Source organism: Rhodococcus sp. NS-SX18 (assembly GCF_057367935.1).
In genome coordinates, this window is record NZ_CM170633.1 from 5,061,997 (window position 1) to 5,086,868 (window position 24,872).

General features: G+C 67.8%; 24 protein-coding genes. 10 read left to right on the plus strand and 14 right to left on the minus strand.

Going from position 1 to position 24,872, the window contains the following annotated elements:
• Positions 1–24 precede the first annotated feature (24 nt).
• Together AC2IPW_RS23240 and AC2IPW_RS23245 are read right to left on the minus strand one after the other, a co-directional pair.
• A complete protein-coding gene (locus AC2IPW_RS23240; protein WP_486375799.1) occupies positions 25–1,215 on the minus strand; it encodes an NAD(P)/FAD-dependent oxidoreductase in 1,191 nt (396 codons plus the stop codon).
• Positions 1,216–1,272: 57 nt separating this feature from the next.
• Positions 1,273–2,517, minus strand: coding sequence for a cytochrome P450 (locus AC2IPW_RS23245; protein WP_054374580.1), 1,245 nt, complete (start codon positions 2,515–2,517; stop codon positions 1,273–1,275).
• 151 nt (positions 2,518–2,668) lie between these two features.
• On the opposite strand from AC2IPW_RS23245, the gene AC2IPW_RS23250 reads away from it, so the two are divergent.
• Positions 2,669–2,866, plus strand: coding sequence for a ferredoxin (locus AC2IPW_RS23250; RefSeq protein WP_003938422.1), 198 nt, complete (start codon positions 2,669–2,671; stop codon positions 2,864–2,866).
• A gap of 114 nt (positions 2,867–2,980) precedes the next feature.
• Here the strand turns inward: AC2IPW_RS23250 and AC2IPW_RS23255 are convergent, their stop codons facing one another.
• Entirely contained in the window at positions 2,981–3,718 is a 738-nt protein-coding gene (locus AC2IPW_RS23255) for a FadR/GntR family transcriptional regulator (protein WP_238586427.1), read from the minus strand.
• A gap of 202 nt (positions 3,719–3,920) precedes the next feature.
• Between AC2IPW_RS23255 and AC2IPW_RS23260 the strand changes: the two genes are divergently transcribed.
• The 7 genes from AC2IPW_RS23260 (at position 3,921) to AC2IPW_RS23290 (ending at position 10,813) form a co-directional block, all read left to right on the plus strand.
• A complete protein-coding gene (locus AC2IPW_RS23260; protein WP_003938424.1) occupies positions 3,921–4,706 on the plus strand; it encodes an enoyl-CoA hydratase/isomerase family protein in 786 nt (261 codons plus the stop codon).
• A 189-nt stretch (positions 4,707–4,895) separates the two neighbouring features.
• Positions 4,896–5,636, plus strand: coding sequence for a FadR/GntR family transcriptional regulator (locus tag AC2IPW_RS23265; protein WP_003938425.1), 741 nt, complete (start codon positions 4,896–4,898; stop codon positions 5,634–5,636).
• A 245-nt stretch (positions 5,637–5,881) separates the two neighbouring features.
• Positions 5,882–7,003 carry an NDMA-dependent alcohol dehydrogenase gene (locus tag AC2IPW_RS23270; RefSeq protein ID WP_289379816.1) on the plus strand — a complete coding sequence of 374 codons (1,122 nt, stop codon included), beginning with the start codon at positions 5,882–5,884 and terminating at the stop codon, positions 7,001–7,003.
• A 106-nt stretch (positions 7,004–7,109) separates the two neighbouring features.
• Positions 7,110–7,655, plus strand: coding sequence for an SgcJ/EcaC family oxidoreductase (locus AC2IPW_RS23275; protein WP_486375800.1), 546 nt, complete (start codon positions 7,110–7,112; stop codon positions 7,653–7,655).
• Between the two features lie 39 nt (positions 7,656–7,694).
• The gene (locus tag AC2IPW_RS23280) at positions 7,695–8,537 is read left to right on the plus strand and encodes a mycofactocin-coupled SDR family oxidoreductase (RefSeq protein ID WP_003938428.1); all 843 of its coding nucleotides are present in this window, start codon (positions 7,695–7,697) and stop codon (positions 8,535–8,537) included.
• Between the two features lie 25 nt (positions 8,538–8,562).
• On the plus strand, positions 8,563–10,359 hold the full coding sequence (locus AC2IPW_RS23285) for a flavin-containing monooxygenase (protein WP_486375801.1): 1,797 nt from the start codon (positions 8,563–8,565) through the stop codon (positions 10,357–10,359).
• A gap of 31 nt (positions 10,360–10,390) precedes the next feature.
• Complete coding sequence (locus tag AC2IPW_RS23290; RefSeq protein ID WP_003938430.1) at positions 10,391–10,813, plus strand: nuclear transport factor 2 family protein; 423 nt, start codon at positions 10,391–10,393, stop codon at positions 10,811–10,813.
• A gap of 82 nt (positions 10,814–10,895) precedes the next feature.
• On the opposite strand, the gene AC2IPW_RS23295 is transcribed toward AC2IPW_RS23290, so the two are convergent.
• On the minus strand, positions 10,896–11,204 hold the full coding sequence (locus AC2IPW_RS23295; protein ID WP_003938431.1) for an EthD family reductase: 309 nt from the start codon (positions 11,202–11,204) through the stop codon (positions 10,896–10,898).
• Between the two features lie 290 nt (positions 11,205–11,494).
• Between AC2IPW_RS23295 and AC2IPW_RS23300 the strand changes: the two genes are divergently transcribed.
• Positions 11,495–13,120 carry a flavin-containing monooxygenase gene (locus AC2IPW_RS23300; protein ID WP_003938432.1) on the plus strand — a complete coding sequence of 542 codons (1,626 nt, stop codon included), beginning with the start codon at positions 11,495–11,497 and terminating at the stop codon, positions 13,118–13,120.
• A 226-nt stretch (positions 13,121–13,346) separates the two neighbouring features.
• Here the strand turns inward: AC2IPW_RS23300 and AC2IPW_RS23305 are convergent, their stop codons facing one another.
• The 10 genes from AC2IPW_RS23305 to AC2IPW_RS23350 all read right to left on the minus strand — a co-directional run bounded on the left by AC2IPW_RS23305 (position 13,347) and on the right by AC2IPW_RS23350 (position 23,897).
• A complete protein-coding gene (locus AC2IPW_RS23305) occupies positions 13,347–15,329 on the minus strand; it encodes an oxidoreductase (protein ID WP_486375802.1) in 1,983 nt (660 codons plus the stop codon).
• 5 nt (positions 15,330–15,334) lie between these two features.
• The gene (locus tag AC2IPW_RS23310; protein WP_003938434.1) at positions 15,335–15,850 is read right to left on the minus strand and encodes a pyridoxamine 5'-phosphate oxidase family protein; all 516 of its coding nucleotides are present in this window, start codon (positions 15,848–15,850) and stop codon (positions 15,335–15,337) included.
• Positions 15,851–15,856: 6 nt separating this feature from the next.
• Entirely contained in the window at positions 15,857–16,696 is an 840-nt protein-coding gene (locus AC2IPW_RS23315) for a mycofactocin-coupled SDR family oxidoreductase (protein ID WP_003938435.1), read from the minus strand.
• Between the two features lie 30 nt (positions 16,697–16,726).
• Positions 16,727–17,143, minus strand: coding sequence for a MaoC family dehydratase (locus tag AC2IPW_RS23320; RefSeq protein WP_054374588.1), 417 nt, complete (start codon positions 17,141–17,143; stop codon positions 16,727–16,729).
• Positions 17,140–17,607 carry a hypothetical protein gene (locus AC2IPW_RS23325; RefSeq protein ID WP_486375803.1) on the minus strand — a complete coding sequence of 156 codons (468 nt, stop codon included), beginning with the start codon at positions 17,605–17,607 and terminating at the stop codon, positions 17,140–17,142. Before AC2IPW_RS23325 ends, AC2IPW_RS23320 begins: the two co-directional genes overlap by 4 nt.
• Entirely contained in the window at positions 17,604–19,160 is a 1,557-nt protein-coding gene (locus AC2IPW_RS23330; protein WP_003938438.1) for an AMP-binding protein, read from the minus strand. Before AC2IPW_RS23330 ends, AC2IPW_RS23325 begins: the two co-directional genes overlap by 4 nt.
• 15 nt (positions 19,161–19,175) lie before the next feature.
• Positions 19,176–19,583, minus strand: a complete 408-nt coding sequence (locus AC2IPW_RS23335; RefSeq protein WP_003938439.1) for a nuclear transport factor 2 family protein — start codon at positions 19,581–19,583, stop codon at positions 19,176–19,178.
• A gap of 115 nt (positions 19,584–19,698) precedes the next feature.
• Entirely contained in the window at positions 19,699–20,784 is a 1,086-nt protein-coding gene (locus AC2IPW_RS23340; RefSeq protein WP_486375804.1) for a 2-oxoacid:ferredoxin oxidoreductase subunit beta, read from the minus strand.
• Complete coding sequence (locus AC2IPW_RS23345; RefSeq protein ID WP_003938441.1) at positions 20,781–22,718, minus strand: 2-oxoacid:acceptor oxidoreductase subunit alpha; 1,938 nt, start codon at positions 22,716–22,718, stop codon at positions 20,781–20,783. Before AC2IPW_RS23345 ends, AC2IPW_RS23340 begins: the two co-directional genes overlap by 4 nt.
• A 30-nt stretch (positions 22,719–22,748) precedes the next feature.
• Complete coding sequence (locus AC2IPW_RS23350) at positions 22,749–23,897, minus strand: acyl-CoA dehydrogenase family protein (RefSeq protein WP_458602949.1); 1,149 nt, start codon at positions 23,895–23,897, stop codon at positions 22,749–22,751.
• Between the two features lie 162 nt (positions 23,898–24,059).
• Between AC2IPW_RS23350 and AC2IPW_RS23355 the strand changes: the two genes are divergently transcribed.
• Positions 24,060–24,854, plus strand: a complete 795-nt coding sequence (locus AC2IPW_RS23355; protein WP_003938443.1) for an SDR family NAD(P)-dependent oxidoreductase — start codon at positions 24,060–24,062, stop codon at positions 24,852–24,854.
• Positions 24,855–24,872 lie beyond the last annotated feature (18 nt).

Genomic DNA, 24,872 nt, shown 5'->3' on the forward strand with positions numbered 1-24,872 from the left:
GACTCGCTGGATGGGATGGGAGTACTACTTCACTGCCGGCGCCGGCGCCTGCAGGGGCGCCGACAGATCCCGGATCGCGTCCGGATCCACGACGGCACGGCGATCGATCGCCATGCGGGCTTGCACCATGTGGCGGGGGGAATCGACGCTCAGGTGCGCGGTGAGCTGCCCGGTGGCATCGAACCAGGCCGCACCCCACTTGCCGTCCGCGCCCTCGCGGACCACCATATCGTCGGATTCGCTTCTGTATCCGACGAATTGGATCTTGTGCCCGAACTGGTCGCTCCAGAAGTACGGGATCGGGTCGAAGACGGGCGGCGACTGCGGCCGCAGGAGTGCACCGGCGACCGTCGCCGGTCCGGTGCGCGCCTCGTCCCAGTGCTCACCGCCGAGTCGTGTCCCGAACCGGGGCGACCAGCGCATCGCGACGTCGCCGACGGCGAACACCGACGGGTCGGAGGTACGCAACGACTCGTCGACGACGACCCCGCGATCGATCTCGAGTCCCGAGCCGGTCAGCCAGCCCACGTCGGGCCGCACTCCGATACCGGTGACGACGACGTCCGCCGGGAGTGCGGTGCCGTCGTCCAGTGTCAGCCCGCCGGGCGTGATCTCGCCGACGCCGGTGCCGCAGCGCAGGTCGACGCCGTCCCACCACGCGTGCAGGCGCTCGGCCACCTGCGCGCCCAGCGGTCCCGCGAGCGGCCGGGGCCCGGCCTCCACGCAGGTCACCGAGCAGCCCAGAGCCAGTGCAGTCGTGGCGATCTCGGCGTTGATCCAGCCGGCACCGACGAGAACGACGCGGGATCCCGGGCGCAGCTCGGTGCGAAGACGCTCGGCGTCCGCGGCGGTGCGGAGCACGAGCTGCCGGCCCGCGCCGGGCAGGGTGACCGGGGCCGCCCCGGTCGCGACGACGAGCGCATCGTAGGAGTGATCGCCGGCGTCGGTGTGCACTACGCGGGCGGCGGTGTCGAGCGACCGGGCCCGGGCACCGAGGCGCAGCTCGACCCCGAGCGCCGCGTAGTCGACGTCGAACGTGGTGTCCTGCGGCTCGAGGAGTACGGACTTGCTCAGCGGCGGCCGGTCGTACGGCGGGGTGGATTCGGCGCAGAGCAGCTCGAGCTCCCCGTCGAAACCTTCGGCGCGCAGCGCCTCACACGTGCGGAGCCCCGCGAGGCCGCCGCCGACGACGACGATTCTTCGGCCGTTGAACACGGCGTTCCCCTGTCCTGTCGATGGATCGGATGGTGCGGTGGACGCGCTCGGCACCCCTCAGTACAGGGTGTAGTCCGACAGCACCCGCGGACCCGGCGTGTAGGTGGCCGGGATCCGCTGCCAGCCCATGTTGGTGCCCTGGTGCGGGTACCGCTCGAGGGCGGAGAAGTCCACCTCGTAGTCGGGCATCCGCTCGAGGATCTGACTGATGAGCGTCTTGGACATGTAGCGACCGAGATGTGATCCGGCGCAACGGTGTACGCCGATACCGAAGGCGGTGTGCCGGTTCGGCCACCGTTCGATGTCGATCTCGTCCGGGTTCTCGAAGAGCTTCTCGTCGCGGTTGGCCGACGACCACGACAGCAGCACCCGGTCGCCCTTCTTCATGGGGCAGCCCTGGAAGTCGGTGTCCTTGGTGACGGTCCGGGCGAGCGCCTGGGTGGGCGAGAAGTACCGCAGGAACTCCTCGACGGCGTGGTCCATCAGGCTCGGGTCGTCGATCAACCGCTGCCGCACGGCCGGGTGCTCTGCGAGCCACACGAGGGCCTGGCTCACCAGGGACGCGGTGGTTCCGACGCCGCCGGCGAGCAGCAGATCGACGATCGAGTACATCTCGAAGTCGTTTAGCGGACGGCCGTCGACCTCCTGTTGCACGAGGTAGCTGATGATGTCGTCGGTGGGGTTCTCGCGTCGCGCCCGGATGGTCTCGCGCATGCGGTCACCCAGGTAGGGGAAGTCGACTTCCATCGCATGGCGGTAGTCGTCGCTTCCCGGAATGCCGGCGAGTGCCTGATGGTGCGCATGGGAGTAGCGCTTCCAGTCGGCCAGGTCGAGGCCGAGCCAGTCCACCGTCACGATGGACGGAACCGCGATGACCGAGGTGAGGTCGCATTGCCCGTCCTCGATCACGCTGTCGATGAACCCGGCGGTGTGGCGGTCGACGAGGGCCTTCATCCGCTCGACGGCCGCGGGGGCGGTGATCGGGTTGACGATCTTGCGGTACTTGCGGAACTCCGGGGGATCGAGCTCGATGGGGATGTGGAAGTGCATCGGAGTCTTCGGGATGACGACCGAAAGGCCTTCTCCCCCATATTCGTTACGTGCCGACGAGAACGTCTCGTCGTCGCGGGCGGCCTCGAAGACCGAGTCGTAGTCGCTGAGCACCCAGTACCCGCCGTGCGCCTCCGTCCAGGCGACTCGCTCGTTCTGGCGAACCTTGCGGTACGAGGCGACCGGATCGGCAGAGTGTTCCTGCGAGTTGTGGTCGAAGTTGATGACGGGGCAACGATTGCGGCTGTCCATCGCGTGGACCCTCCTGCGTCGGATCGGGCATCTCCTGCTAATGGTTATAACAGATGATATAGTAGTGTAGATCACACCGCCAGCCCGGCCATCAAATCAAATGTTCAACGAGCTGGCATCCTCGATATCCGGATGACGGAAGGAGCGACCGATGAAGGTTGTTGTCGACGAGAACCACTGCCAGGGCCACGGGCTGTGCTTCATGACCTCCCCGCAGGTATTCGCGCTGCGCGAGGAGGACGGCCACGCGTACGTCCTGCCCGGGGGCGACGACCCGGCCAACGAGCACGCCGCACGCGAGGCCGCCGCGTCCTGCCCCGAGCGTGCGATCTCCGTCGTCACCGAGTGACGACGCCTTTCGATCGGCCGGTACACGACGCAGGAAGGGGCCCCGGATTCGAATCCGGGGCCCCTTCCTGCGTCTGCGGACCGGTGCGCGTCAGCCCAGCGCCTGCGGTGGGCGTCAGCCCAGTGCGCGGTCCCACTGGATGACCTGTTCGAGCAGGTCGGGGTACTTACGCTGGGCATACCTCCGGTAGGCGTCGATGTGCTCGCGCATGCGCTCCTCGGAGCCGATCTCGTCGCCCTGGGAGAGCGACTCGTAGATCCGGGTGTGCGCGACGATGATCGCCTCGCGCCGGTGCGGCGGGTAGTCGATGCCGATCGCCGTGCCGTCCATGATGCCGAGCAGGGAATCGACCATGTACCCGAACAACGGATTGCCCGAGGACCAGGCGATCAAGTCGTGGAAGCTCTTGTTCGCCTCGAGGAACTCGTACTGATCGCCGAGCGATCCGTGCATCCGTTCGATGGTTTCCTTGAGCTCGACGAGCGTCTCGCCGCTGATGCGCTGGGCGGCCAGCCGGCTGATCATCGGCTCGAGGGCGCTGCGCGCCTCGATGATGACGCTGAACGGGGCGTCCTTGAGCTGCATGAGGAGGATGAGCGAACTCGCGAGGTGGGACGCGTCGGGGTCCAGCATCACCGGCCCGCCCCTCGGTCCCGGCTTGAGCGCGATGACCCCCTGGAATTCCAGCAATCGCAGGGCTTCCCGCAATGTGCCACGGCCGATCTCGTACTTCTCGAGCATGACCCGTTCCGACGGCAGCAGATCACCCGCCGCCAAGTTCTGCCTGGTCGCGTCCCTGATGATGTGCTGCGCCACCACCATGGCCGCTTTCGGCGCCCGTCCTGTGATCATCGCGCCTTCTCCTCCCCGGAGCACCTGCCGGCTCGGGAACGCCGTCCGGATCGGACACTCCCCGCTTCCCGCCGAGCCAAAATAATGCTAACGATTATAACGTACAGTTCGTGTGTCGGGCCCGGAAAGATACCCCGAGTGAGCCGGCATCTCCCAGGTACCCAGCCGAGCCGAACCGTGAACCTCGATCGAAGGAGTTCCGATGAGCAGCCCCACCTCAACCACCACGAGCGTCGTTCTCGACTCGGTCGACTCGAGCCTGTGGATCCGGCTCAACCGGCCCGAGCGCCGCAACGCGTTCGATGCCGAGATGTGCGCCGTCATGGTCGACGCGCTCCACAACGCCACCGAATACCGCTCGGTGGTCATCACCGGATCCGGTGGGAGCTTCTGCGCCGGTGGATCGCTCGGCCAGCTCAGCCAGCCGACCGTCAAGGAACTGCGCGGCCTGTACCGGTCCTCGCTCGAACTGTTCGACGCGATCCGCACCTGCCCCCGGCCGGTCGTCGCGGCTGTCAACGGTGCCGCGGCAGGCGGCGGCAACGAACTGGTGGTGGCCTGCGACCTCGCCGTCGCCGCCCGATCGGCGACCTTCGGGCAGACGGGCCCCCGCGTCGGTAGCGCTCCGGTCAGCGGCGCCACGAACGTGATGGGCGTTCAGATCGGTGAGAAGCGCGCCAAGGAACTGTCGCTGCTGTGCCGGCGCTACCCGGCGGAGCGCGCATACGAGATGGGACTGGTCAACGAGGTGGTCGACGACGACCTCCTCGAGGAGTCCGTCCGTTCGCTGTGCCGCGAGTTCGAGGCGCTGAGCCCGCGGTATCTCGAGATCACGAAGGTCAGTTCGAACATCTGGTGGAACTCCGCCCGGGACTCCTTCAGCAACGGCCTCGGCATGCTCATCCAGGCGATCGGCAGCGCCGACATGGTCGAGGGGGCGCAGGCGTTTCTGGAGAAGCGCAAGCCGCAGTTCCCGCCCGCCGAATAGACACACGTCCGATAATGGTGCACATCAATGTGCACAATCGCGTGCACAATGAGTACAGTGCACATTTCGGATCGACCGGGGAAGTTGCCCGGACGATCCGCCGACACGGCGAGCACCCGCTCCGCCGTGACAGCCTCCGCTTCCCGGAAGTCAGGAGGCCGAGAGGCTGAGGAGGCTTTCGTGGCTGCAATGTCGAGAGGCCCGAAGACGTCGCTGGTGGTAGCGCAGCAGATCGTCCGGGACACGGCGCGAAAAGGCCTGCAGCCCGGGGACCTGCTGCCCCCGGAGAAGGCGATGCTCGAGGAGTACCAGATCGGCCGCGGGACCCTGCGGGAGGGACTGCGACTGCTCGAGTTCCAGGGGATGATCGCCCTGAAGCCGGGCCCCAAGGGCGGTCCCGTCCTCCTCGATCCGGACGCGTCCCATCTGGCGAGCACCATCATCCTGCTGATGCAGCTCCAGAACGCCTCGCTCAGCACCATCGTGGAGGCCCGCACCGCCCTCGAGCCCGTCATCTGCCGCCTGGCCGCCGAGCGGATCAGCGACGAGAACCTGCAGGAGCTGAAGCAGTCCGTCGACCGCATGCAGCAGTCGTTCGACACGGCGGACATCGACACGTTCCTGGAGACGAACAAGCAGTTCCACGACGTCATCGCCTGGTCCACCGGGAACGCACTCTTCGGCTACCTGACGGACGCGCTGCTGCGGATCACCGGCGGCACGGTGATGGGCGTCGACCATCCCGCACCGCTGCGGGAGACGACGCTGAAGGCGCACACGCAGATCTACGAGGCGCTGAATTCACATGACGCGGATCTGTCCGAGGACCGGATGCGCGACCACATCAACGAATACGTCCGCTATGCCGAGCGCAAGTTCCCCGAACTCCTGAGCCAGGTCCTGCCCTGGAATCAGGCACTCGGCGGCTGACCACGGCCGTCGGCGACGTCCGACGCCACGGACCCGCGGGCCCGCACCGAGCACCGTCTCGGCGCGGGCCCGCCGTCGTTGCGGGCTCCCATGATTGGTTTCGCAGCCGCACTATTGCTTATATCCATGCGTATGGTTATGGTGATAGCGATCACATGCACACATCGCGATCACATGCGTCGAGCCTGTGCCGGAGCCCTGCACCGGCCGCCGCTCGCGCCTTCACCCCGTCACGAGGAGAAGCCATGAAGACCATCGGAGCGCTGCTGTGGGAGCCGGGAACCCGGTCCGGTTGGAGCGTCGAGGAAATCGAGATCGATCCGCCGAAGAGCCGGGAGGTGCGGATCAAGCTCGCCGCCTCCGGCATCTGCCACAGTGACGACCACGTCGACACCGGCGACATCCCCCTCGACTGGGCACCGATCATCGGCGGCCACGAAGGCGCCGGCGTGATCGAGGAACTCGGCCCCGACGTCACCGGTTTCGAGGTCGGCGACCACGTCGTCCTGTCCTTCCTGCCGTCCTGTGGCCACTGCAAGATGTGCACCATCGGCCGTTCCAACATGTGCGAGATGGGCGCCGGCGTGCTCGGGGGCTACGCACCCGACGGCACGCACCGCATCCACGCCCGCGGCCAGGGCGTCGGCCCGTTCTCCTACCTCGGCACCTTCTCGCCGTACGTCGTGGTCAACATCGACTCGTGCGTGAAGATCGGCAAGGACATCCCGCTCGACAAGGCCGCGCTGATCGGCTGCGGCGTCCCCACCGGCTGGGGCTCGTCCGTCTACGCGGCCGACATCCAGCTCGGTGACACCGTGGTCGTCATCGGCACCGGCGGCGTGGGCATGAACGCCGTCCAGGGCGCCCGGCACAAGGGCGCCAAGAACGTCGTCACGATCGATCCCGTCGAGTTCAAGCGCGACCAGGCCAAGATCTTCGGTGCCACCCACACCACCGAGAACTTCGACCAGTGCCGCGAGGTCGTCGATCAGCTCACCGACGGACAGGGCGCCGACGTCGTGATCATCACCGTCGACATCGCCTACGGGCACCTGCTCAACCCCGCGCAGGAGATGACCCGTCGCGGCGGCACCCTGGTGCTCACCTCGGCGGCGCCGGTCACCCAGCGCGACGTGCCGTTCGACCTGTTCACCTTCGCGATGTCGGGCAAGCGCCTGCAGGGCACCCTGTACGGCACCACCACGGCCCGCCGGGACATCCCGCTCATCGCCGACATGTACCGCCGCGGCGAGTTCAAGCTGGACGAGCTGGTCACCAAGACCTACAAGCTCGAGGACATCAACACCGCGTTCAAGGATCTCCGCGACGGCAAGAACATCCGCGGCGTCATCATGTACGACGACTAGATCGGTACACGCGACCGCGCGGGTGACCCGCGCCCGGCGCCCGGGCCGGGACGGAGTCGACCCTCCGTCCCGGCCCGGGCGTGTACCTCCGACAGGAACAGAGCCGATGACTGCCTCGAACCTCGCGGAACTCGATTCCGCTGCCCTGAGCCGCCTCGTCGCCAAGGACGAGATCCGGGACCTGGCCGGGCGCTACGCCCTGGCCGTCGACGACCACGACATCGACACCGTGCTCTCGATGTTCACCGAGGACGGTGTCTTCGAGGTCGCCGGCACCGAACTCCGCGGCCGCGAGCAGATCCGACCCTTCTACGTCTCCAGCATGGACCGCTACCACACCATGCTGCACACCCCCGAGATCCACCTCGTCACGCTCGAAGACGACTCGCACGCAAGCGGAATCATGACCGGTCACGCCGAACTGGCGGTCCACGACACGCTGATGATGACCGCCTTCCGCTACCGGGACCGATACGTGCGACGGGACGGCGCATGGCTTTTCGAAAGACGCACCGTAGCGTTCATGTACGCGGTACCGTTCGAGTCGATGGGCTCGAGTTTCCGTACCACCAAACGGATTCGGTGGCCCCAGACCCGATACACCGATGCCGACTATCCGGAGTCGGCTCCCACCTGGAACACCTACCGCTGACGGCGGATCGGGCCCGTCGGCGGCCCCGAAGGAGCAGCTATGACAGGACGGGTAGCAGGTAAGGTCGCGTTCATCACGGGTGCGGCCCGCGGCCAGGGACGCAGCCACGCGATCCGCCTCGCCGAGGAGGGCGCCGACATCGTCGCTCTCGACGTCGCCGAGGAGATCGAGAGCGTCACCCGCTTCTACCCCGGCGCCACCGAGGAGGATCTGGCCGAGACGGTTCGCGCCGTCGAGGCCCTCGACCGCCGGATCATCGCCCGCAAGGCCGACGTCCGCAACTTCGACGCTGTCAAGGCCGTCGTCGACGAGGGCATCGCCGAACTCGGCCGGATCGACATCGTCGCCGCCAACGCGGGGATCTTCCTTTTCGGCGACGAGACGCACCTGGTCACCGAACGCGACTGGGACGACGTCCTCGACATCAACCTCAAGGGCGTGTGGCACACCTGCAAGGCCGTCACCCCGCACCTGATCGAGCAGGGCACCGGAGGATCGATCGTCATCACCAGCTCCACCGCAGGCCTGAAGGGCACGCCGAACGTGGCGCCCTACACCGCGAGCAAGCATGCCGTGGTCGGCCTGATGCGCACGCTGGCACTGGAACTGGGGCCGCACGGCATCCGCGTCAACACCGTGCATCCCACCGGCGTCGCCACGGACATGATCCTGAACGAATCCTGCTTCCGGCTGTTCCTCCCGGACGTGGAGCATCCCACTCAGGAGCAGGCGGCACCGGTCTTCGCCACCACCAACGTCCTGCCCGTGCCGTGGATCGAACCGATCGACATCTCCAACGCGGTGCTCTACCTCGCCTCCGACGAGGCCCGGTACGTCACCGGCACCGAACTCAAGGTCGACGCCGGCTACACCCTGCGCTGACACGGCCGGACGAACGGGAGACCCCATGACCGCACGACTCGACACCCCGCGTCTCGATCCTGCCCGCCCCGCCGAGGTCGCCGAGCGCTGGCTCGCGGATTTCGCCGATGCACTCCGCTCGGGCAGTACCGGCGACCACCCGGATGCTCTCGCCACCGACGCATGGTGGCGCGATCTGCTCGCCTTCACCGGTGATCTGCGCAGCCTGCACGGCGAATCGGCGATCCGGCCGCTGCTCACCGGCGCGGCGGACCTCGAGGTCCGCGACGAGGCACTCGATTCCTCCGCTCCGCCGGTTCTGCTGCCCACCGGCGACGGTCCGCCGGTGATACAGCTGCTCTTCCGCCTCACCGTCCGCTTCGGACAGGTCCGTGGCGTCGCGCGCCTGACGCCGGACGAGACGGACCGCTGGCGTGCGACCGCCGTGCTGACCGCCCTCGACAGTCTCGTCGGGGCCGAACCGGCTGTGGGAGAGCGCCGTCCGATCGGTGCGCCGGAACCCGGGGAACGCGTCACCACCCACTGGGGGGACCACCGCCGCCTCGCGAACGAGTGCACCGACCGGGATCCGGACGTCCTCGTGATCGGTGCCGGGCATTCCGGACTCGGACTCGCCGCCTACCTGGGCGCGATGAACGTGCACACGCTCGTCGTCGAACGCAACGAGCGCGTGGGCGACAACTGGCGCAACCGCTACGACTCGCTGGTGCTGCACGACCCCGTGTGGTCGAACCATCTGCCGATGATGCCGTTCCCAGCCACGTGGCCGGTGTTCACGCCGAAGGACAAGATGGGTGACTGGCTCGAAATCTACGCCCGGGCCCTGGAACTGAACGTGTGGACCCGCACAGAGCTGGTGAGCGCCTCCCACGATCCGGCGACGGAGCGCTGGGAGGTGCTCCTCGACCGCGGCGGCGAACGGCGCGTCCTGCATCCGCGCCACGTGGTCCTGGCCACCGGCCTGAGCGGAACCGAGCCGCTCGTCCCGGACATTCCGGGGGGCGAAGAATTCGCGGGCGAGCTGCTGCATTCCGGCCGGTACACGACGGACCCACGCCGGAGCGGCCGGAACGTCGTCGTCATCGGCACCGGCAACAGCGGCCACGACATCGCGCAGGACCTGTACAACACCGGCGCGAACGTGACCCTCGTCCAGCGGGGTCCGACGTACGTGGTCGGCGGCACCACCGTGGTCGACGTCATGCTGAAGCCGGCCTACGGCGAGGACACCGCGCCCACCGAGATCGCCGACCTCATCGGCGCGTCGTTCGCGCGACGGGACGAGGGATTCGTCGACGGGCTGCGTTCCGCGGTCGCGGCGATGGCCGACATCGATCGCGACCTGCTCGATGCCCTGAGCGCCCGGGGATTCCGCCACAGCCTGGGCGACGGCGGGACCGGAGCGATGAACCTCTTCCTCACCCGCAACGGCGGCTACTACATCGACGTCGGCGCTTCGCGGCTCGTCGCGGACGGGTCGATCGGGCTGGTCGCCGGGAAGACCGTCGAACGGTTCGTCCCCGAGGGAGTCGTGATGTCGGACGGCACCGTCCTGCCCGCCGACACCGTCGTGTTCGCCACCGGATTCCGGGGCATTCTCGACACTGCCCGTCGCGTCCTGGGCGACGCGGTCGCCGACCGGTGCGGACCGGTCTGGGGCCTCGACGACGAGGGCGAGATCCGGTCGGTGTGGCGACGTTCCGGCCACGACGGGTTCTGGTTCAGCGGCGGAAATCTCACCTTCGCCCGGATCTACAACAAGTACCTCGCACTCCAGATCAGAGCCGACCTGGACGGCATCGACCTGCCGTCCGTTCCTTGACCCATTCCCTCGAGTACACGGAGACCGACACATGCGCGCCGACGACATCGACGAGATCATCCGCGTCACCCACCTCTACGCCCGGGGCCTCGACCGATTCGACCCCAAGGAAGCCCTGTCCGCCTTCGCACCCGACGGAGTGTGGGACGCCAGCGCCGTGGGCCTGACGCGGTACGAGGGCCACGAGCAGATCCTCGACTTCTTCGAGCGGGACGCACAGGCGGTGGACAAGCAGTTCCACATCATCACCAATCACGTCATCGACTTCGAGGACGACGACCATGCCACCGGTACGAACTACGTCTTCTCCGAAGCGGAGATGAAGAACGGCGCCGCCATCAAGGCGATCGCACTCAACGAGGACCGTTACGTCCGTACCGCCGACGGCTGGAAGATCGCCGAGCGGATCATCACGGGTCTCACCACCCCGCAGATGGACGGCTTCGACGCCTGACCGTGCGATGCCGAGACACGCGACCGGGGTGGGGACTGCGCAGTCCCCACCCCGGTCGCGTGTCTCCGGTCGGTGTACCGGGTCAGATGTCCTTGGTGATCTCGTAGAAGTCGAACGAGACGCCGGCCTGCGCGAAGTTCTCGAGGTCGGCTGCGCCCTGCTGCCCCTCCGGAGACGCCATGTCCGCGAGCATGGCTTCCTTGCTGTCCCAGTCGCATACCGCGACCAGGAAGTGCGGCGGGGTGCTGCCGTCGGGAGTGGAGCACACGCCCCATTCGTAGTTCCGGATGCCCTGCTGCTTCAGTGCGAGCTTGGAGTGCACGTTGCGGTAGTGGTCGAGGAACTTCTCGGGATCCTCGGGGTGGTTGTACGCGGCGACGAGTCGGTACATGTCGACCTCTTTCGATGGTGGATTCGGAAATTCTCCGCAGGCAGCGGGCCCGCACGCGGGGCGGTGGAGTGCTCCCGCACGCAGGGAGGAGACAGGAAGCCCGCCACATATATTCACTCCCCGTCTTTGATTATATCCATTCGCATTGATAGAGTGATACCCGTCACAGACTTTTTCCGCGGCGGCCGACCAGCCGGGCGGATCATGCTCCCGCCGGACCCACCGAATCCGCGAGTCCGGCGGCAACATCGGCACATCCGATCGAATCCCTCAGTCAGAGAGGCCATCCGATGACTGCAACCCCCACCCCCACCGCCGCTGCCGAAGTCGACGCCGTCGTCGTCGGTGCGGGCTTCGCAGGCCTGTACCTGCTGTGGAAGCTGCGCCGCCATGGTTACACCGCCGTCGCACTCGACAAGGGCAAGGAGGTCGGCGGCACCTGGCACTGGAACCGCTACCCCGGCGCCCGCTGCGACGTGGACAGCCACGACTACTCCTTCGGGTTCGACGAGGAGCTCGAACAGGAGTGGGAGTGGAGCGAGCGTTACCCGTCGCAGCCCGAACTGCAGGCGTACCTCTCGCACGTCGCCGACCGGTTCGACCTGCGCCGCGACATCCGGCTCGAAACCGCCGTCACCGAAGCCCGTTTCGACGACAGCGAGCAGAAGTGGCACGTGCGTACCGACCGGGGCGACGAGTACGTCGCGCGGTTCTGCCTCATGGCCGTCGGCTGCCTGTCGGTACCCAAGGACGTCGATGTTCCGGGCCTCGACAAGTTCCAGGGACCGATCTACCGCACCAGCGCGTGGCCGGAGGAGGGGGTGGACTTCACCGGTCTGCGGGTCGCCGCGGTCGGTACGGGTTCGTCCGGGGTGCAGGCCATCCCGGAGATCGCGAAGCAGGCCGGCAAGCTGACCGTTCTGCAGCGCACCGCCAACTTCGTCATCCCCGCCCGCAACCACAAGCTCGACCCGGAGTTCGTCGCGAACATCAAGGCGAACTACCGCGAACGGCGCCAGGCCTGCCGGACCGCCGCCGCCGGCTGCATCCGCGACGACAACCCCAAGGCCGCATACGACGTCAGCGACGACGAGCGGTGGGCCGAATACGAGAAGCGCTGGCAGGGCGGCGGCATCGCCTTCCTCGGCGCGTTCGCGGACCTGATGGTCGATCAGCGGGCCAACGATTCGGTGTGCGACTTCATCCGGGCCAAGATCGACGAGATCGTCGACGATCCGGACGTCGCGGACAGCCTCAAGCCGTTCGGCTACCCGATGGGCGCGAAGCGGCCCGTCATCGGCACCGACTGGTACGAGACGTTCAACCGCGACAACGTCGAACTGGTCGACCTGCGGAAGAAGCCCCTCGACAGCTTCACCGCACACGGCATGCATCTCGCCGACGGCACCGAGTACGAGTTCGACGCCGTCGTGCTCGCCACCGGATTCGACGCCTTCACCGGCGCGTTCACCCAGATCGACATCCGCGGCCGCGCCGGTCTGCCGCTGCGGGAGGCATGGCAGGAGGGCCCGAAGACACACCTCGGCCTGGGCACCGCCGGCTTCCCCAACATGTTCATCATCGCCAACGTCGGCAGTCCGTCGGTGCTGTCGAACATGGTGACCGCCATCGAGCAGCACGTCGAGTGGACGGTCGAGACCATGGATCACATGCGCGAGCACGGACTGACCACGATCGAGGCCACCGAGGAGGCGCAGAACGCGTGGGTCGAGACGGTCGAGGAGATCGCGAACATGACCCTGTGGCCGCAGGGCGAGTCGGGATCCTGGTACCGCGGTCAGAACATCCCCGGCAAGCCGCAGATCTTCATGCCCTACGCCGGCGGCATCGTGCTGTACGAGCAGACGTGGAACGAGGTCCGGGACGCCGACTTCAAGGGATTCGTCCTGACCTGACGTCGGGGCCTCGCGCCGGACGATCGCGACCAGCGATCGTCCGGCGCGTTTCGCTGCGTCGTTGGTGTCGCGCGGGTGGATCTCGCGCCGAGCGGGAGGATCTCGCGCCGAAACGCGAGAAGCGACGACGACAACCTCCCGCTCGGCGCAGCAACATCCCGCTCATCGCCGGCGGACACGACGACGGGGGTGCGGGCCGAAGCCCGCACCCCCGTTCGCGTGTCCGTCAGATCAGCTTGGCCAGCGCATATGCCTGACGGGTGGCGAACACCAGTCGCCGCGGCGCGTAGGCGTCACCGAGAATGTGCACCTCCCGCTCGCCTTCGGCCGCCGGGCCGTCCTCGAGACTCTCGTACAGGTCGGCATCGCCGATGCCACCGCAGGCGAGCACCACCGAGTCGAAGCCGTCCACCTGGTAGGTGCGCCCCGAATAGACGTTGCGGGTGACCACTCCGGTCGGGGTGATCTCGACGACGTCCTCCATGAACCGGTACTGCACGCCCTTCTCGTCGAGGCGCCCGAGGATCGCGCCGACGATGTAGCGGCCGAGCAGCTGTCCCGCGACCTGGGTCGCGTAGACGACGGTGACGTCGTGCCCGCGATCGGTGAGGAAGTCGGCGAGCGACAGCGGCGGCATGTGATCGTCCTGCGCGACGATCAGGACCCGCTTGCCGACGGCGGCGTCGCCGTTGAGGACGTCGCGGATGTCGGCGACGTTGTCGCCGTAGACACCCGGGATGTCCGGGATCCGGCGGGTGGAGCCGGTGGCCACCGCCACCACGTCGAATCCCGTGGACTCGATCTCCGCCTTCGTCGCCGCGTGCCGGTAGTCGATCTTCACGCCGGCCCGCTCGAGCCGGCGCTGCTGCCAGTCCAGGTACTTCTCGAACATGTCGTACGTGGGGGCGTTGATCGCGGTGCGCAGCTGGCCGCCGAGCACGTCGGACGCCTCCCACAGCTCCACGTCGTGGCCTTTCTCCCGGGCCAGGGCCGCGAACTCCATGCCGGCCGGACCACCACCGACGACGAGCACGCGCTTGGGGTCGGTCACGGTGGGCCACGGCCCGTCGACCTCGTTGCTGGTGACGGGGTTGACCGCGCAGCCGAACGGCAGCCCCTCGACGTAGCGGCGGCTGATGCACTCGTTGCCGCCGACACAGGGCCGGATCTCGTCGACGCGGCCGGTGCGGACCTTCTCGACGATCGACGGCTCGGCGATGTGCGCACGAGCCATGCCGACGACGTCGGCGTCGCCGGCGGCGAGGATCCGTTCGGCGACGTCGGGGTGGTTGATCCGGCCCGTGTGCACGACGGGCAGCGACACCGCCCGCTTGAGCTGCCCGGCGAGATCGCTCCACTGGCCGGCCTCGTAGAAGTGCGGCTGGATGTAGGACGGGTTGCCCCACGGGCTCCCCACCACGCCGTGGAAGTAGTCGACGAGTCCGGTGCTCTCGAGGTACTGCGCGATCTCGATGGCGCCGTGGATGTCGTATCCGCCCGGCACCTCTTCGCGAAGGTTCAGACGGATGCCGATGACCATGGACGATCCGATCACGTCACGGATGGCCCGCAGCACCTCGACCGGGAACCGGCAGCGGTTCTCGATCGAGCCGCCGTACTCGTCGTCGCGCTTGTTGGTCAGCGGCGAGAGGAAGTACTCGAGCAGATCGTCGTGGTTCATGTGGAGCTCGACACCGTCGAGGCGTGCCTTCTGGGCCTGCTCCGCACAGAACTTGTACTGACCGACGAAGTAGGCGATCTCGTCCCGGTTCAGCTTGTGCGGAACGTTGTTGATCACCGGAGCGCTCAGGACCGACGACGCGCCGTGCGGCATGCCGCCCTGGTGCACCATCTGTCCCGTCGCCACCGCCCCCTCGGCGTGCAGGGCGTCGGAATAGGCCTGCACCCGTTCGACGAAGAACGGCAGGCTGTAATGACCTTCGACCGTGGCGCCCACGCCGGTGGGTTCGAACCCCGGGATCACCCCGGTGTTCGGCACCCAGGCGCTGAGGCTGTCGAACCATGCGGCTCCGCCCCGGGCCCGGGACACGTAGTAGGCGAGGTTGCGTTCGGCGTCGGCCTCGGACCCGAAGATGTTGCCGATCGCCGAGGCGTGCGGCGGCAGCACCACGCGGTTGCGCAGTTTCATCGGGCCGATCTGGAACGGCGAGAGCAGATGGGCGTAAGCGGAGTCCGGATCCGCGGTCATTTCGTTCACCCCTTGTTCGGTCGGGGCCCGAGCGAGCCACCGCGTCCGTCCCCCGGCATCCTGGTCGAGTCGTGACTGACCGCGATTCGGACGGGACGGACTTCCAGGACAACTCGGTTCGGGCTGTCCAGCAGGCGCTGGAAGGCTTCGGGATCGTTCGGAGCATGGTGCGCCGCGAACGCCGGGTAGAACCAGCGTTTGGTTTCCGCATCGGCGTGGACGGTGACGCGGCCGCGGACGGCGAGCATCCTCCTGCCGGGCAGTCCGGTACCTGCATTCGAGACCACCAGCGTCACACGGGGTTCGCGCATCGCTGCCCGGACGTGGGCGCGCTCCTTCGCGGCGGTGAGCCAGAACCGGTCGTCGTGGTGCAAGTAGCTCATCACCACCCCGGCCGGCCAACCGGCCGCGGTGGTGAAGGCGAAGGTGCATTCGCGCTGCGCCGCTACGAGTTCGGCGATACCGTCCTCGTCGACCCGTAGCGTGCGCAGATCCTCGTTGTCGTCGATGCCGACGGCCATCTCACATCACTTCACGTATGCGCCGGCGTCGACCGGGAAGGTGACTCCGGTGACGTACCGCGCCTCGTCGCTGCCGAGGAACAGCACCGCGTTGCTGATGTCGATCGGTTCGACCCACGGCACCGGCAGCGTGTTCAGCGACATGAACCCCGGCATCGCCTTCTCCTGCGACGGCTCCGGATCCCCGGGGGAGAACATCCCGTACGTCCCCGGGTTCTGGATCATGATGGTGTCGACGTTCGTCGGGTGGATGGTGTTGACGCGAATGCTGTAGGGGCCCAGCTCGTTCGCCATGGTGCGCATGAGGCCGACGATGCCGTGCTTGGCCGAGACGTAGTGGGCGACCTGCTGGATACCCTTGAGTCCGCCGATGGAACTGGTGAACATGATCGAACCCCCGCGGCCCTGCTCGATCATCGTGGGGATCGCGACGACGGCGGTGTTGTAGACGCCGGTGAGGTTGACGTCGATCATGTCCCGCCACTGCTCGGCGGTGAGTTCCCACGAGCGGCCGTAGGTGGCGATGCCGGCGTTGGCGACCACGATGTCGACACCGCCGAGCTGCGCCACGCCGTCGTCGAAGGCGCGCTGCAGCGCTGCGCGGTCCCGGACGTCGGCGCGGTGGGCCACGATCCGGCGGTCGAGGGCCTCGACGAGCCGCACGGTCTCCTTCAGCTCGTCCTCGGTGGCCAGCGGGTAGTACGGGGTCACCGTGTCGATGTTCTCGCAGATGTCGACCGCGATGATGTCGGCGCCCTCCTCGGCGAGCCGCAGCGCGTGGCTGCGACCCTGGCCGCGGGCGGCCCCGGTGATGAACGCGACCTTGCCTTCTACTCGTCCTGCCATGGTTGACGCTCCTCTCGTGGAAAACGATGTCTAGTGCTCGGCGGGGACCAGGACGGTCCCGGTGCCTTCGAGAACACGCGCGCCGCCCAGGACGTCGAGCGTGAGATCGCAGCGCACCAGGAGACCGTCGGCGGTGTCCTCGACGTCGGTCACCACCCCTGCGGCCCGCAGCCGGTCTCCCTCGAACACGTTGCCGAGGAATCGGAACCGGTATCCGGTGACCCGGTCCACGCCGCCGGCCCAGGATCCGAGCATGGACACGACGTAGGCGATGTTGCTCGGCCCCTGGTTGACCGTGCGCTCCCCGAGGCCCAGCGCAGCCGCGGCGTTCCGGTCGAAGTGGATCGGGTTCGGGTCGCGCATGAGGGCCGAGAGGGTCTTCATCCGGGCCGGATCCACCGCATCGACGGTCCGTTCGGGAATCTGCTGCCCGACAGCCGGTTTCATGATGTTCCTCCTCGGCGGGGGAACACGATCGAGTTGGTGGTGGAGGCGCACAGCGCACCGTCCTCACCGTGCAGGTCGAGGCGGTAGCCGACGATGTCGAAGACGCCGGTGCGCCGGCCCACCTTGCGCGTCGCGGAGACGATCTCGCCCGAGACGCGGTAGGTGCCGCCGACACGCAGCGGCCGGTGCACGACCGTCTCGGTCTCGCCGGCCATCGGCCCGTCGGCCTCGGTGGCCCCGAACACGGCGAACAACTCGTCCCAGCTCCAGCCCATCGCGCCGGTGGCGACGAGGAACACCAGCACCGGGTGCGCGCCGCCGTCCGCGGGGTCGGCGAGCATGCTGTCGAGGACGAGGTGCACCCACCACGGCTCGAGCGTGGCCTGCCCGCCCGGGAAGCGGGTGCCGACGAGGTCGGCGAGCTCGGCTTCGGTCGGCACCCGGCGCCCGGTATCCACGGTCATCGGGCCGCCGTCGTCTCGAGATACGGGGCCCGCAGGTCCCGCTTCATGATCTTCCCGGTGGGCGCCTTCGGCAGGGCGTCGACGAAGTCCACCGAACGGGGCTTCTGGTAGGAGGCCAGGTTCCGCTTGGCGGTGTCGATGATCTCCTGTTCGGTGGCGGTCTGCCCGGGCTTGAGGACCACGACGGCCTTCACGACCTCGCCCCACTCGTCGTCGGGGATGCCGATGACGGCGCATTCGAGGACGGCGGGGTGGGCGCCGATGGCCTCCTCGACCTGGATGCTGTAGATGTTCTCGCCGCCGGAGATGATCATGTCCTTGGCCCGGTCGACGATGTAGACGTAGTGGTCCTCGTCCCAGACCGCGACGTCGCCGGTCCACATCCAGCCGTCCCGCAGGGTCTGTGCGGTCAGTTCCGGCTTGTTCCAGTAGCCGAGCATGTTGGCTTCGGAGCGGACCACGATCTCGCCGGGGGTCTTGCCGTCCTTGGGGACCTCGTTGCCGTCGAAGTCGACGACCCGGATGGTGGTGCCGAAGCCTTCCCGGCCGCAGGACTTGAGCCGGTGCTCGTTGATTCCGTTGACCGCGTCGAGGTGGTCCTCCTGGGACAGGAACGACATGGTCGTGCCCTCGGTCTGGCCGTACCCCTGGATGAGGGTGCAGGGGAACGCCTCGAGCGCGCTGCGGACGATCGCGGACGGCATGGGGCCGCCGCCGTACTGGATGTTGCGCAGGCTCGACAGGTCGTAGGAGTCGAAGTTCTCGACGGCCATCATCCAGTTCAGCATCGTGGTGATGCCGAGGAATGCCGAGACCCGCTCCGACTCGATGATCTCGAGGGCCTGCTTGGCCTCGAAGTTGACCAGCACCACCGGACATCCGTGCTTCATGTAGTTCATCGAGAGCACCACCGGGATGTGGTACATCTGGCCGGTGAGCATGTAGACGTCGGTCGGCACGACCCGCTCGGCGACGGTCTGGTTGAGCATGCCTGCGGCCGCGCTGGTGTGCGAGTGCAGCGCACCCTTGGATTCGCCGGTGGTGCCGCCGGTGTAGAGGATGAAGAACGGGTCGTCTCCCCCGATGCTCGGCGTCCAGATCGGTTCGGCCGGGCTGGAGCTCGCGAGCAGCTCTTCGTACGTCCCGTTACCTCCCGGACCGAACTCGAGCCAGTGTTCGACCGTGGCGGCTCGGCTGAGTTCCTCTCCGACGGAACGGAACTCGGACGCGGTGATGAGCACCTTCGGGGTGGCATCGGCGACGAGCCCGAGCAGGGAGGGGGTCGCGAGTCGCCAGTTCAGCGGCTGCAGGATCAGGCCCGCGCGACCGACGGCGAAGAACAGCTCCTGGAACTCGATGCTGTTCTTGGTCAGCACGGCGACCCGGTCGCCCTTCTCGAGGCCGAGTCCGCGCAGTCCGTTCGCCAGGCGCCGGACGCGCTCGTCGAGGCCGGCGAAGGTGATGCGCCGGTCGTTGGGGACGTCGTACAACGCCATGCGGTTCGGGGTGAGGGCGGCCCACTTGGCGGGGATGAGGCCCTGGTTCATCGTCATGGTGGCTCCGGAGGCTCAGTACGGGAGGTCGAGGGCGATGTGCCGCTTGGTGAGCACCCAGTCGCCTCCGCTCCTGGTCCACTCGTCCTCGTACTTGCCGGTGGACAGCGCCCGCAGGGCACCGTTCTCCGCAGAGGTGATGAGCAGGTACGACACGGTGCGGACGTTCTTCTCGTCGATCTCGTCGATCAGCAGATTGGTGGTGATGTGCCGCCGCTGATCGGTCTGGGACTCGTGGGCTCCGCGGAACAGGCCCATGATCTCCTCACGGCCGTTGAGCGGCCCGATGAGGTCCCCGTCCCCGATCTTCATGGTGAACACGGCGGTTTCACCGAAGACGCGCTCGACACCGTCCATGTCGCCGTCGTCGTAGGCGAGAGCGTATCGGGCGAGGGCGTTTTCGATTTCGTTCCTGAGCGACATTACGACTACTCCTGCCGAAGGGAGGGAAGGGAGATGTGATGACAGTCACTTTATACTAATCATGCGCATTGTCTAGGGGCACGAAGACCCCGATTTCCGCGCCGGGAGACGGCGCTCAGCGTGATTCGGACACGGTCCAGGTGTCGTGCCCGGTCAGCAAGGACTGCAAGGAATCTCGTCGACGGGGCTCGCCGGCTCGGGCGCTCTCGTTCTGCTCGCGCACGAGGTCGTCGTAGGTCGGGCGGGCGACGCTGCGGAACACGCCGAACACGGTGTGGGCGAGGTCCTGGTCGGACAGTCGCGACAATGCGAAGGCGTACTCCGGGTCGTCGGCGTGCGCATCGTGCACCACGATCGATCCCGGATCCGCCGACGCCGCGTCCACCACGCGCAGTCCGAATCCGTCACGGACAACGCACTTCTGCCCCTCCGCGCCGAAGACGATCGGCTCACCGTGGCGCAGCGGGATCACCCGCTGCTCCGCGTCCTCCTTGCGCAGCACGTCGAACGACCCGTCGTTGAAGATCGGGCAGTCCTGGTAGATCTCGACGAACGCGGTGCCCCGGTGTTCGGCTGCGCGGCGCAGCACGTCGGTCAGCCCCTTGCGGTCGGAGTCGAGCGCGCGGGCCGCGAAGGTGGCCTCGGCACCGAGCGCGAGGGAGAGGGTGTTGAAGGGGTGGTCCACCGAACCCATCGGGGTGGACTTGGTGACCTTTCCGACCTCGGACGTGGGCGAGTACTGCCCCTTCGTCAGCCCGTAGATCCGGTTGTTGAACAACAGGATCGTGAGGTTCACGTTGCGGCGCAGCGCGTGGATCAGGTGGTTTCCCCCGATCGAGAGGGCATCGCCGTCACCGGTGACGACCCACACCGACAGGTCGGGCCGCGTGACGGCCAGGCCGGTCGCGATCGCCGGCGCGCGGCCGTGGATGGAGTGCAGCCCGTAGGTGTCGAGGTAGTACGGAAACCGGCTCGAACAGCCGATGCCCGAGACGAACATCAAGTTCTCGCGGCGCAGCCCGAGTTCGGGCAGGAAGTTGCGGATCGCGGCCAGGATGACGTAGTCACCGCAACCCGGGCACCAGCGCACCTCCTGGTCGCTCGTGAAGTCCTTGGCCTTCTGCGGGGCGTCGGTCGTCGGGACGAGCGCGGTAGCGCTGAGCCCGAGATCGGTGCCCACCCGGCTGATCAATTCGGTCATGCCGATTCCTCCTCGCGGTCAGGCGCCGGCCGGTACTCGGCCGCAGCCAGCGCCGCGGTGGTCTTGGCGTCTTCGAACTCGCGCAGGGTGCCGGCGAGCGCGGCATCGATCGCGTCGACGATCTCGTCGGCGAGGAAAGCCAGACCCTCGACCTTCGTCACCGGTTGGACGTCGACCAGGTAGCGCGCCCGCAGCACGCTCGTCAGCTGCCCAAGATTCATCTCCGGCGCGATCACCGTGCGGTACCGGCCGAGCACCTCACCGAGGTTGCGCGGCAACGGGTTCAGGTGCCGCAGGTGCAGGTGGGCGACCGCGGTACCGCGACGCCGGGCGCGGCGGCAGGCCTCGCCGATCGGCCCGTAGGAACTGCCCCAGCCCACGATCAGCAGTTCGGCCTGCCCCGACGGATCGTCGACCTCGGCGTCCGGAACGGAGATGCCGTCGATCTTCGCCTGCCGCAGGCGCACCATCAGATCGTGGTTGGCGGGATCGTAGGAGATGTTGCCGCTGCCGTTCGCCTTCTCGAGGCCACCGAGCCGGTGCTCGAGGCCGGGAGTCCCGGGTATCGCCACGGCACGGGCGAGGGTCTCGCGGTCCCGCGCGTAGGGACGCAGCGGCGTGCCGGCGGCGTCCGGGCCCGTCTCGTAGTTCGGATCGATCGGGGGGAGGTCGTCGACCTGCGGGATCTGCCAGGGCTCCGAACCGTTGGCGATGGCGCCGTCGGACAGCAGCAGGACCGGCGTCCGGTACGTCAGGGCGATGCGGGCCGCCTCGACGGCGGTAGCGAAGCAGTCGGCCGGCGAGCGCGGCGCGAGCACGGCGACGGGCGACTCGCCGTTGCGTCCGTACAGTGCCTGCAGCAGATCGGACTGCTCGGTCTTGGTGGGCAGGCCGGTCGACGGTCCGCCACGCTGCACGTCGATCACGACGAGCGGCAGCTCGGTCATGACGGCCAGGCCGATGGCCTCGCTCTTGAGGGCCAGGCCCGGGCCGGAGGTGCTGGTGACACCGAGTGCGCCCCCGAGGGAGGCGCCGACCGCCGCGCCGATGGCGGCGATCTCGTCCTCCGCCTGGAAGGTGGTCACGCCGAGACCACGGTGCTTGGTCAGCTCGTGCAGGATGTCGGAGGCGGGGGTGATCGGGTACGTCCCGAGGAACACCTCGAGCCCGGACAGCTCACCGGCGGTCACCAGACCGTAGGCCAGCGCGGTGTTACCGGTGATCTGCCGGTACGTGCCGACCGGCAGGTCCGCCTTGGCCACCTCGAACGTCGTCGCGAACGTCTCGGTGGTCTCGCCGTAGTTCCACCCGGCCTGGAACGCGAGCAGGTTGCCCTGGGCGACCTGCGGCTTCTTGGCGAACTTGGTGCGCAGGAACTCCTCGATCCGCTCCACCGGCCGGTTGTACATCCACGACAGCAGCCCGAGCGCGAACATGTTCTTCGCGCGCTCCCCGTCTTTGCGGCTCAAGCCGGCCGGCTCCACCGCCCCCACCGACAGGCTCGACATCGGGACCTGGTGGACCACGAACTCGTCGAGGCTTCCGTCGTCGAGCGGGTCGGCGGCGTAGCCGACCTTGGACAGGTTGCGTTTGGTGAACTCGTCGGTGTTGACGATGACGGTGCCGCCCCGCGGCAGATCGTCGATGTTCGCCTTCAGTGCCGCCGGGTTCATCGCGACGAGGACGTCCGGTCGATCACCCGCGGTGAGGATGTCGTGGTCCGCGATCTGGATCTGGAACGACGACACCCCCGGCAGGGTGCCCTGGGGCGCCCGGATCTCGGCGGGGAAGTTGGGCTGCGTCGCGAGGTCGTTGCCGAACGCGGCCGCCTCGGAGGTGAAGCGGTCACCGGTCAGCTGCATGCCGTCACCCGAGTCGCCCGCGAAGCGGATGACGACTCGCTCCAGCTTGGTGGTGTTCGCGTCCGTTGTCATGGATTCCTGCCTCTGGTCCGCATTCTGCCCCTACGGGGCTTCCTTCACGAGTTGCTTGGCCAGCGAATCGAAGATCACCTCGGTCGAGCCCTCGTAGATCCGCATGGGACGCGCCTCCCGGTAGAGGCGTTCGAGCTTGCCGCCGCGCACGAGCCCGAAACGACCCATGATCTGCACCGACCGGTCGACGACGCGAGCTGCCGCCTCGGTCGCCCCGACCTTCGCCATCGACGACAGGTGCAGATTGGCGCGGGCATCGCGGGCCGAGGCGGCGGCCGCGCGGTAGGTCAGCGAGCGGGCCATCTCGATGTCGGTCCAGCACGAGGCGAGGTGCTCGGGCACCGACCCCAGGCGCGCGAGGCTGACACCGAAGCCCTCCCGGGACTTGGCATGAGTGACAGCCTCGTCCAGCGCGGCCTGGGCCACGCCGACGGCGGCGCCGGCCACGGACACGCGGAACGTGGCCAGGGTGGCGAGGACGAGCGCGAAGCCCTTGCCCGGTTCCCCGATGCGGTTGCCGACCGGGACCTCGACGTTCTCGAGGATGACGTCGCTGAGCACGTGGGGCGCGATGATCTGGTGCGGGTGCTCGATGCGCAGGCCGGGCGCGCCGGCCGGGACCAGCACGAGGGAGTATCCGTCGCCCTCGCGGGCGAGGATGCTGTAGAAGTCCGCGTCGCCGCCGTTGGTGATGAAGGACTTGTGGCCGTCGACGACGAGCTTGCCGTCGCGCTCGACGACGGTGGTGCTGAGGGCCTTGAGATCGGATCCGACGTGCGGCTCGGTCAGGCCGAGCGCGGCCACCGCCTCGAGCCGGGCCACCTTGGGCAGCCACTCCGCCTTGAGTTCCTCGGACCCGCCGACACTGATGCAGTAGCTGCCGATGCCCTGCATGCCGAACATGGAGTCGAGGTGGGCGGACTCGGCGGCGAGGGCCTCGCGCACAATGGTCACCGCGAGGGAATCGACCTTCTCGAAGCGGCCACCGTAGGCGGCCGGCACGACGACCTCGGTGAGACGGGACGCGGTCAGCCGCTTGCGGACGTCCGGGTCGAAGCTGTCCGCCTCGTCGGCACGCGCGGCGATGTCGGCACACTCCGCTGCGAGGGCGCGAGCTTCCCGCTGGAGGTCGAGGTATCGCTGCGGCAGGGCGAACAGGTCCTGCTGGTCGTCACTCACCTTGTACTCCGTTCTGGCGATGCGTCCGCTCACCGGAGGCGCCACGGCGCTGTGACTCGGTGCGGTCTCGGCCATTGTCGTGAACTGGATCACTATCCGCTAATCTATGATCACAATAGCAAGGAATTGGGTACCGTCAACCAGGACCAGCGGAGGAATTCGATGACCGATTCAACGACCGGCCGGACCCGCCCGGGGTTCGACCCCACGCGCGCGTTCGATCTCACCGACCGCACCGCGATCGTCACCGGCGGCAGCCGGGGCCTCGGCCGCGCCATGGCGTTCGGGCTGGCCCGGGCCGGCTGCGACGTCGTCATCGCCAGCCGTGACCTGGCCTCGTGCCAGGCCACCGCCGACGAGATCACCGAGGAGACCGGCCGCAAGACGCTCGCGCACTCGTTCCACGTCGGCAGGTGGGAGTCGATCGAGGAACTCGTGGACGCGGCCTACGACCACTTCGGGAAGATCGATGTACTGATCAACAATGCGGGCATGTCCCCGCTGTACGACAGCCTCGACACCGTCAGCGAAACGCTGTTCGACAAGGTGGTCGGAGTGAACCTCAAGGGCCCGTTCCGGCTCGCGGCACTCGTGGGAACCCGCATGGCGCAGGGCGACGGCGGATCCATTATCAACATTTCCAGCGCCGGGTCCGTCCACCCGAGGCCCGACATCCTGCCCTACGCCGCCGCCAAGGCCGGACTCAACGCCGTTACCATCGGCATGGCGCACGCGTTCGGTCCCACGGTGCGCAGCAACGCGATCATGGCCGGTACCTTCCTCACCGACGTGAGCAACTCCTGGGACATGGAGGCATTCTCGCGGCGGGCGCAGAGCTTCGCCGCCAAGCGCGGCGGCCAACCCGACGAGATCGTCGGCGCGGCCCTGTACCTCGCGAGCGACGCCTCGAGTTTCACCACCGGTTCCATCGTCACCGTCGACGGCGGCCACCCCTGATCCGCCCGGAAGGACAAG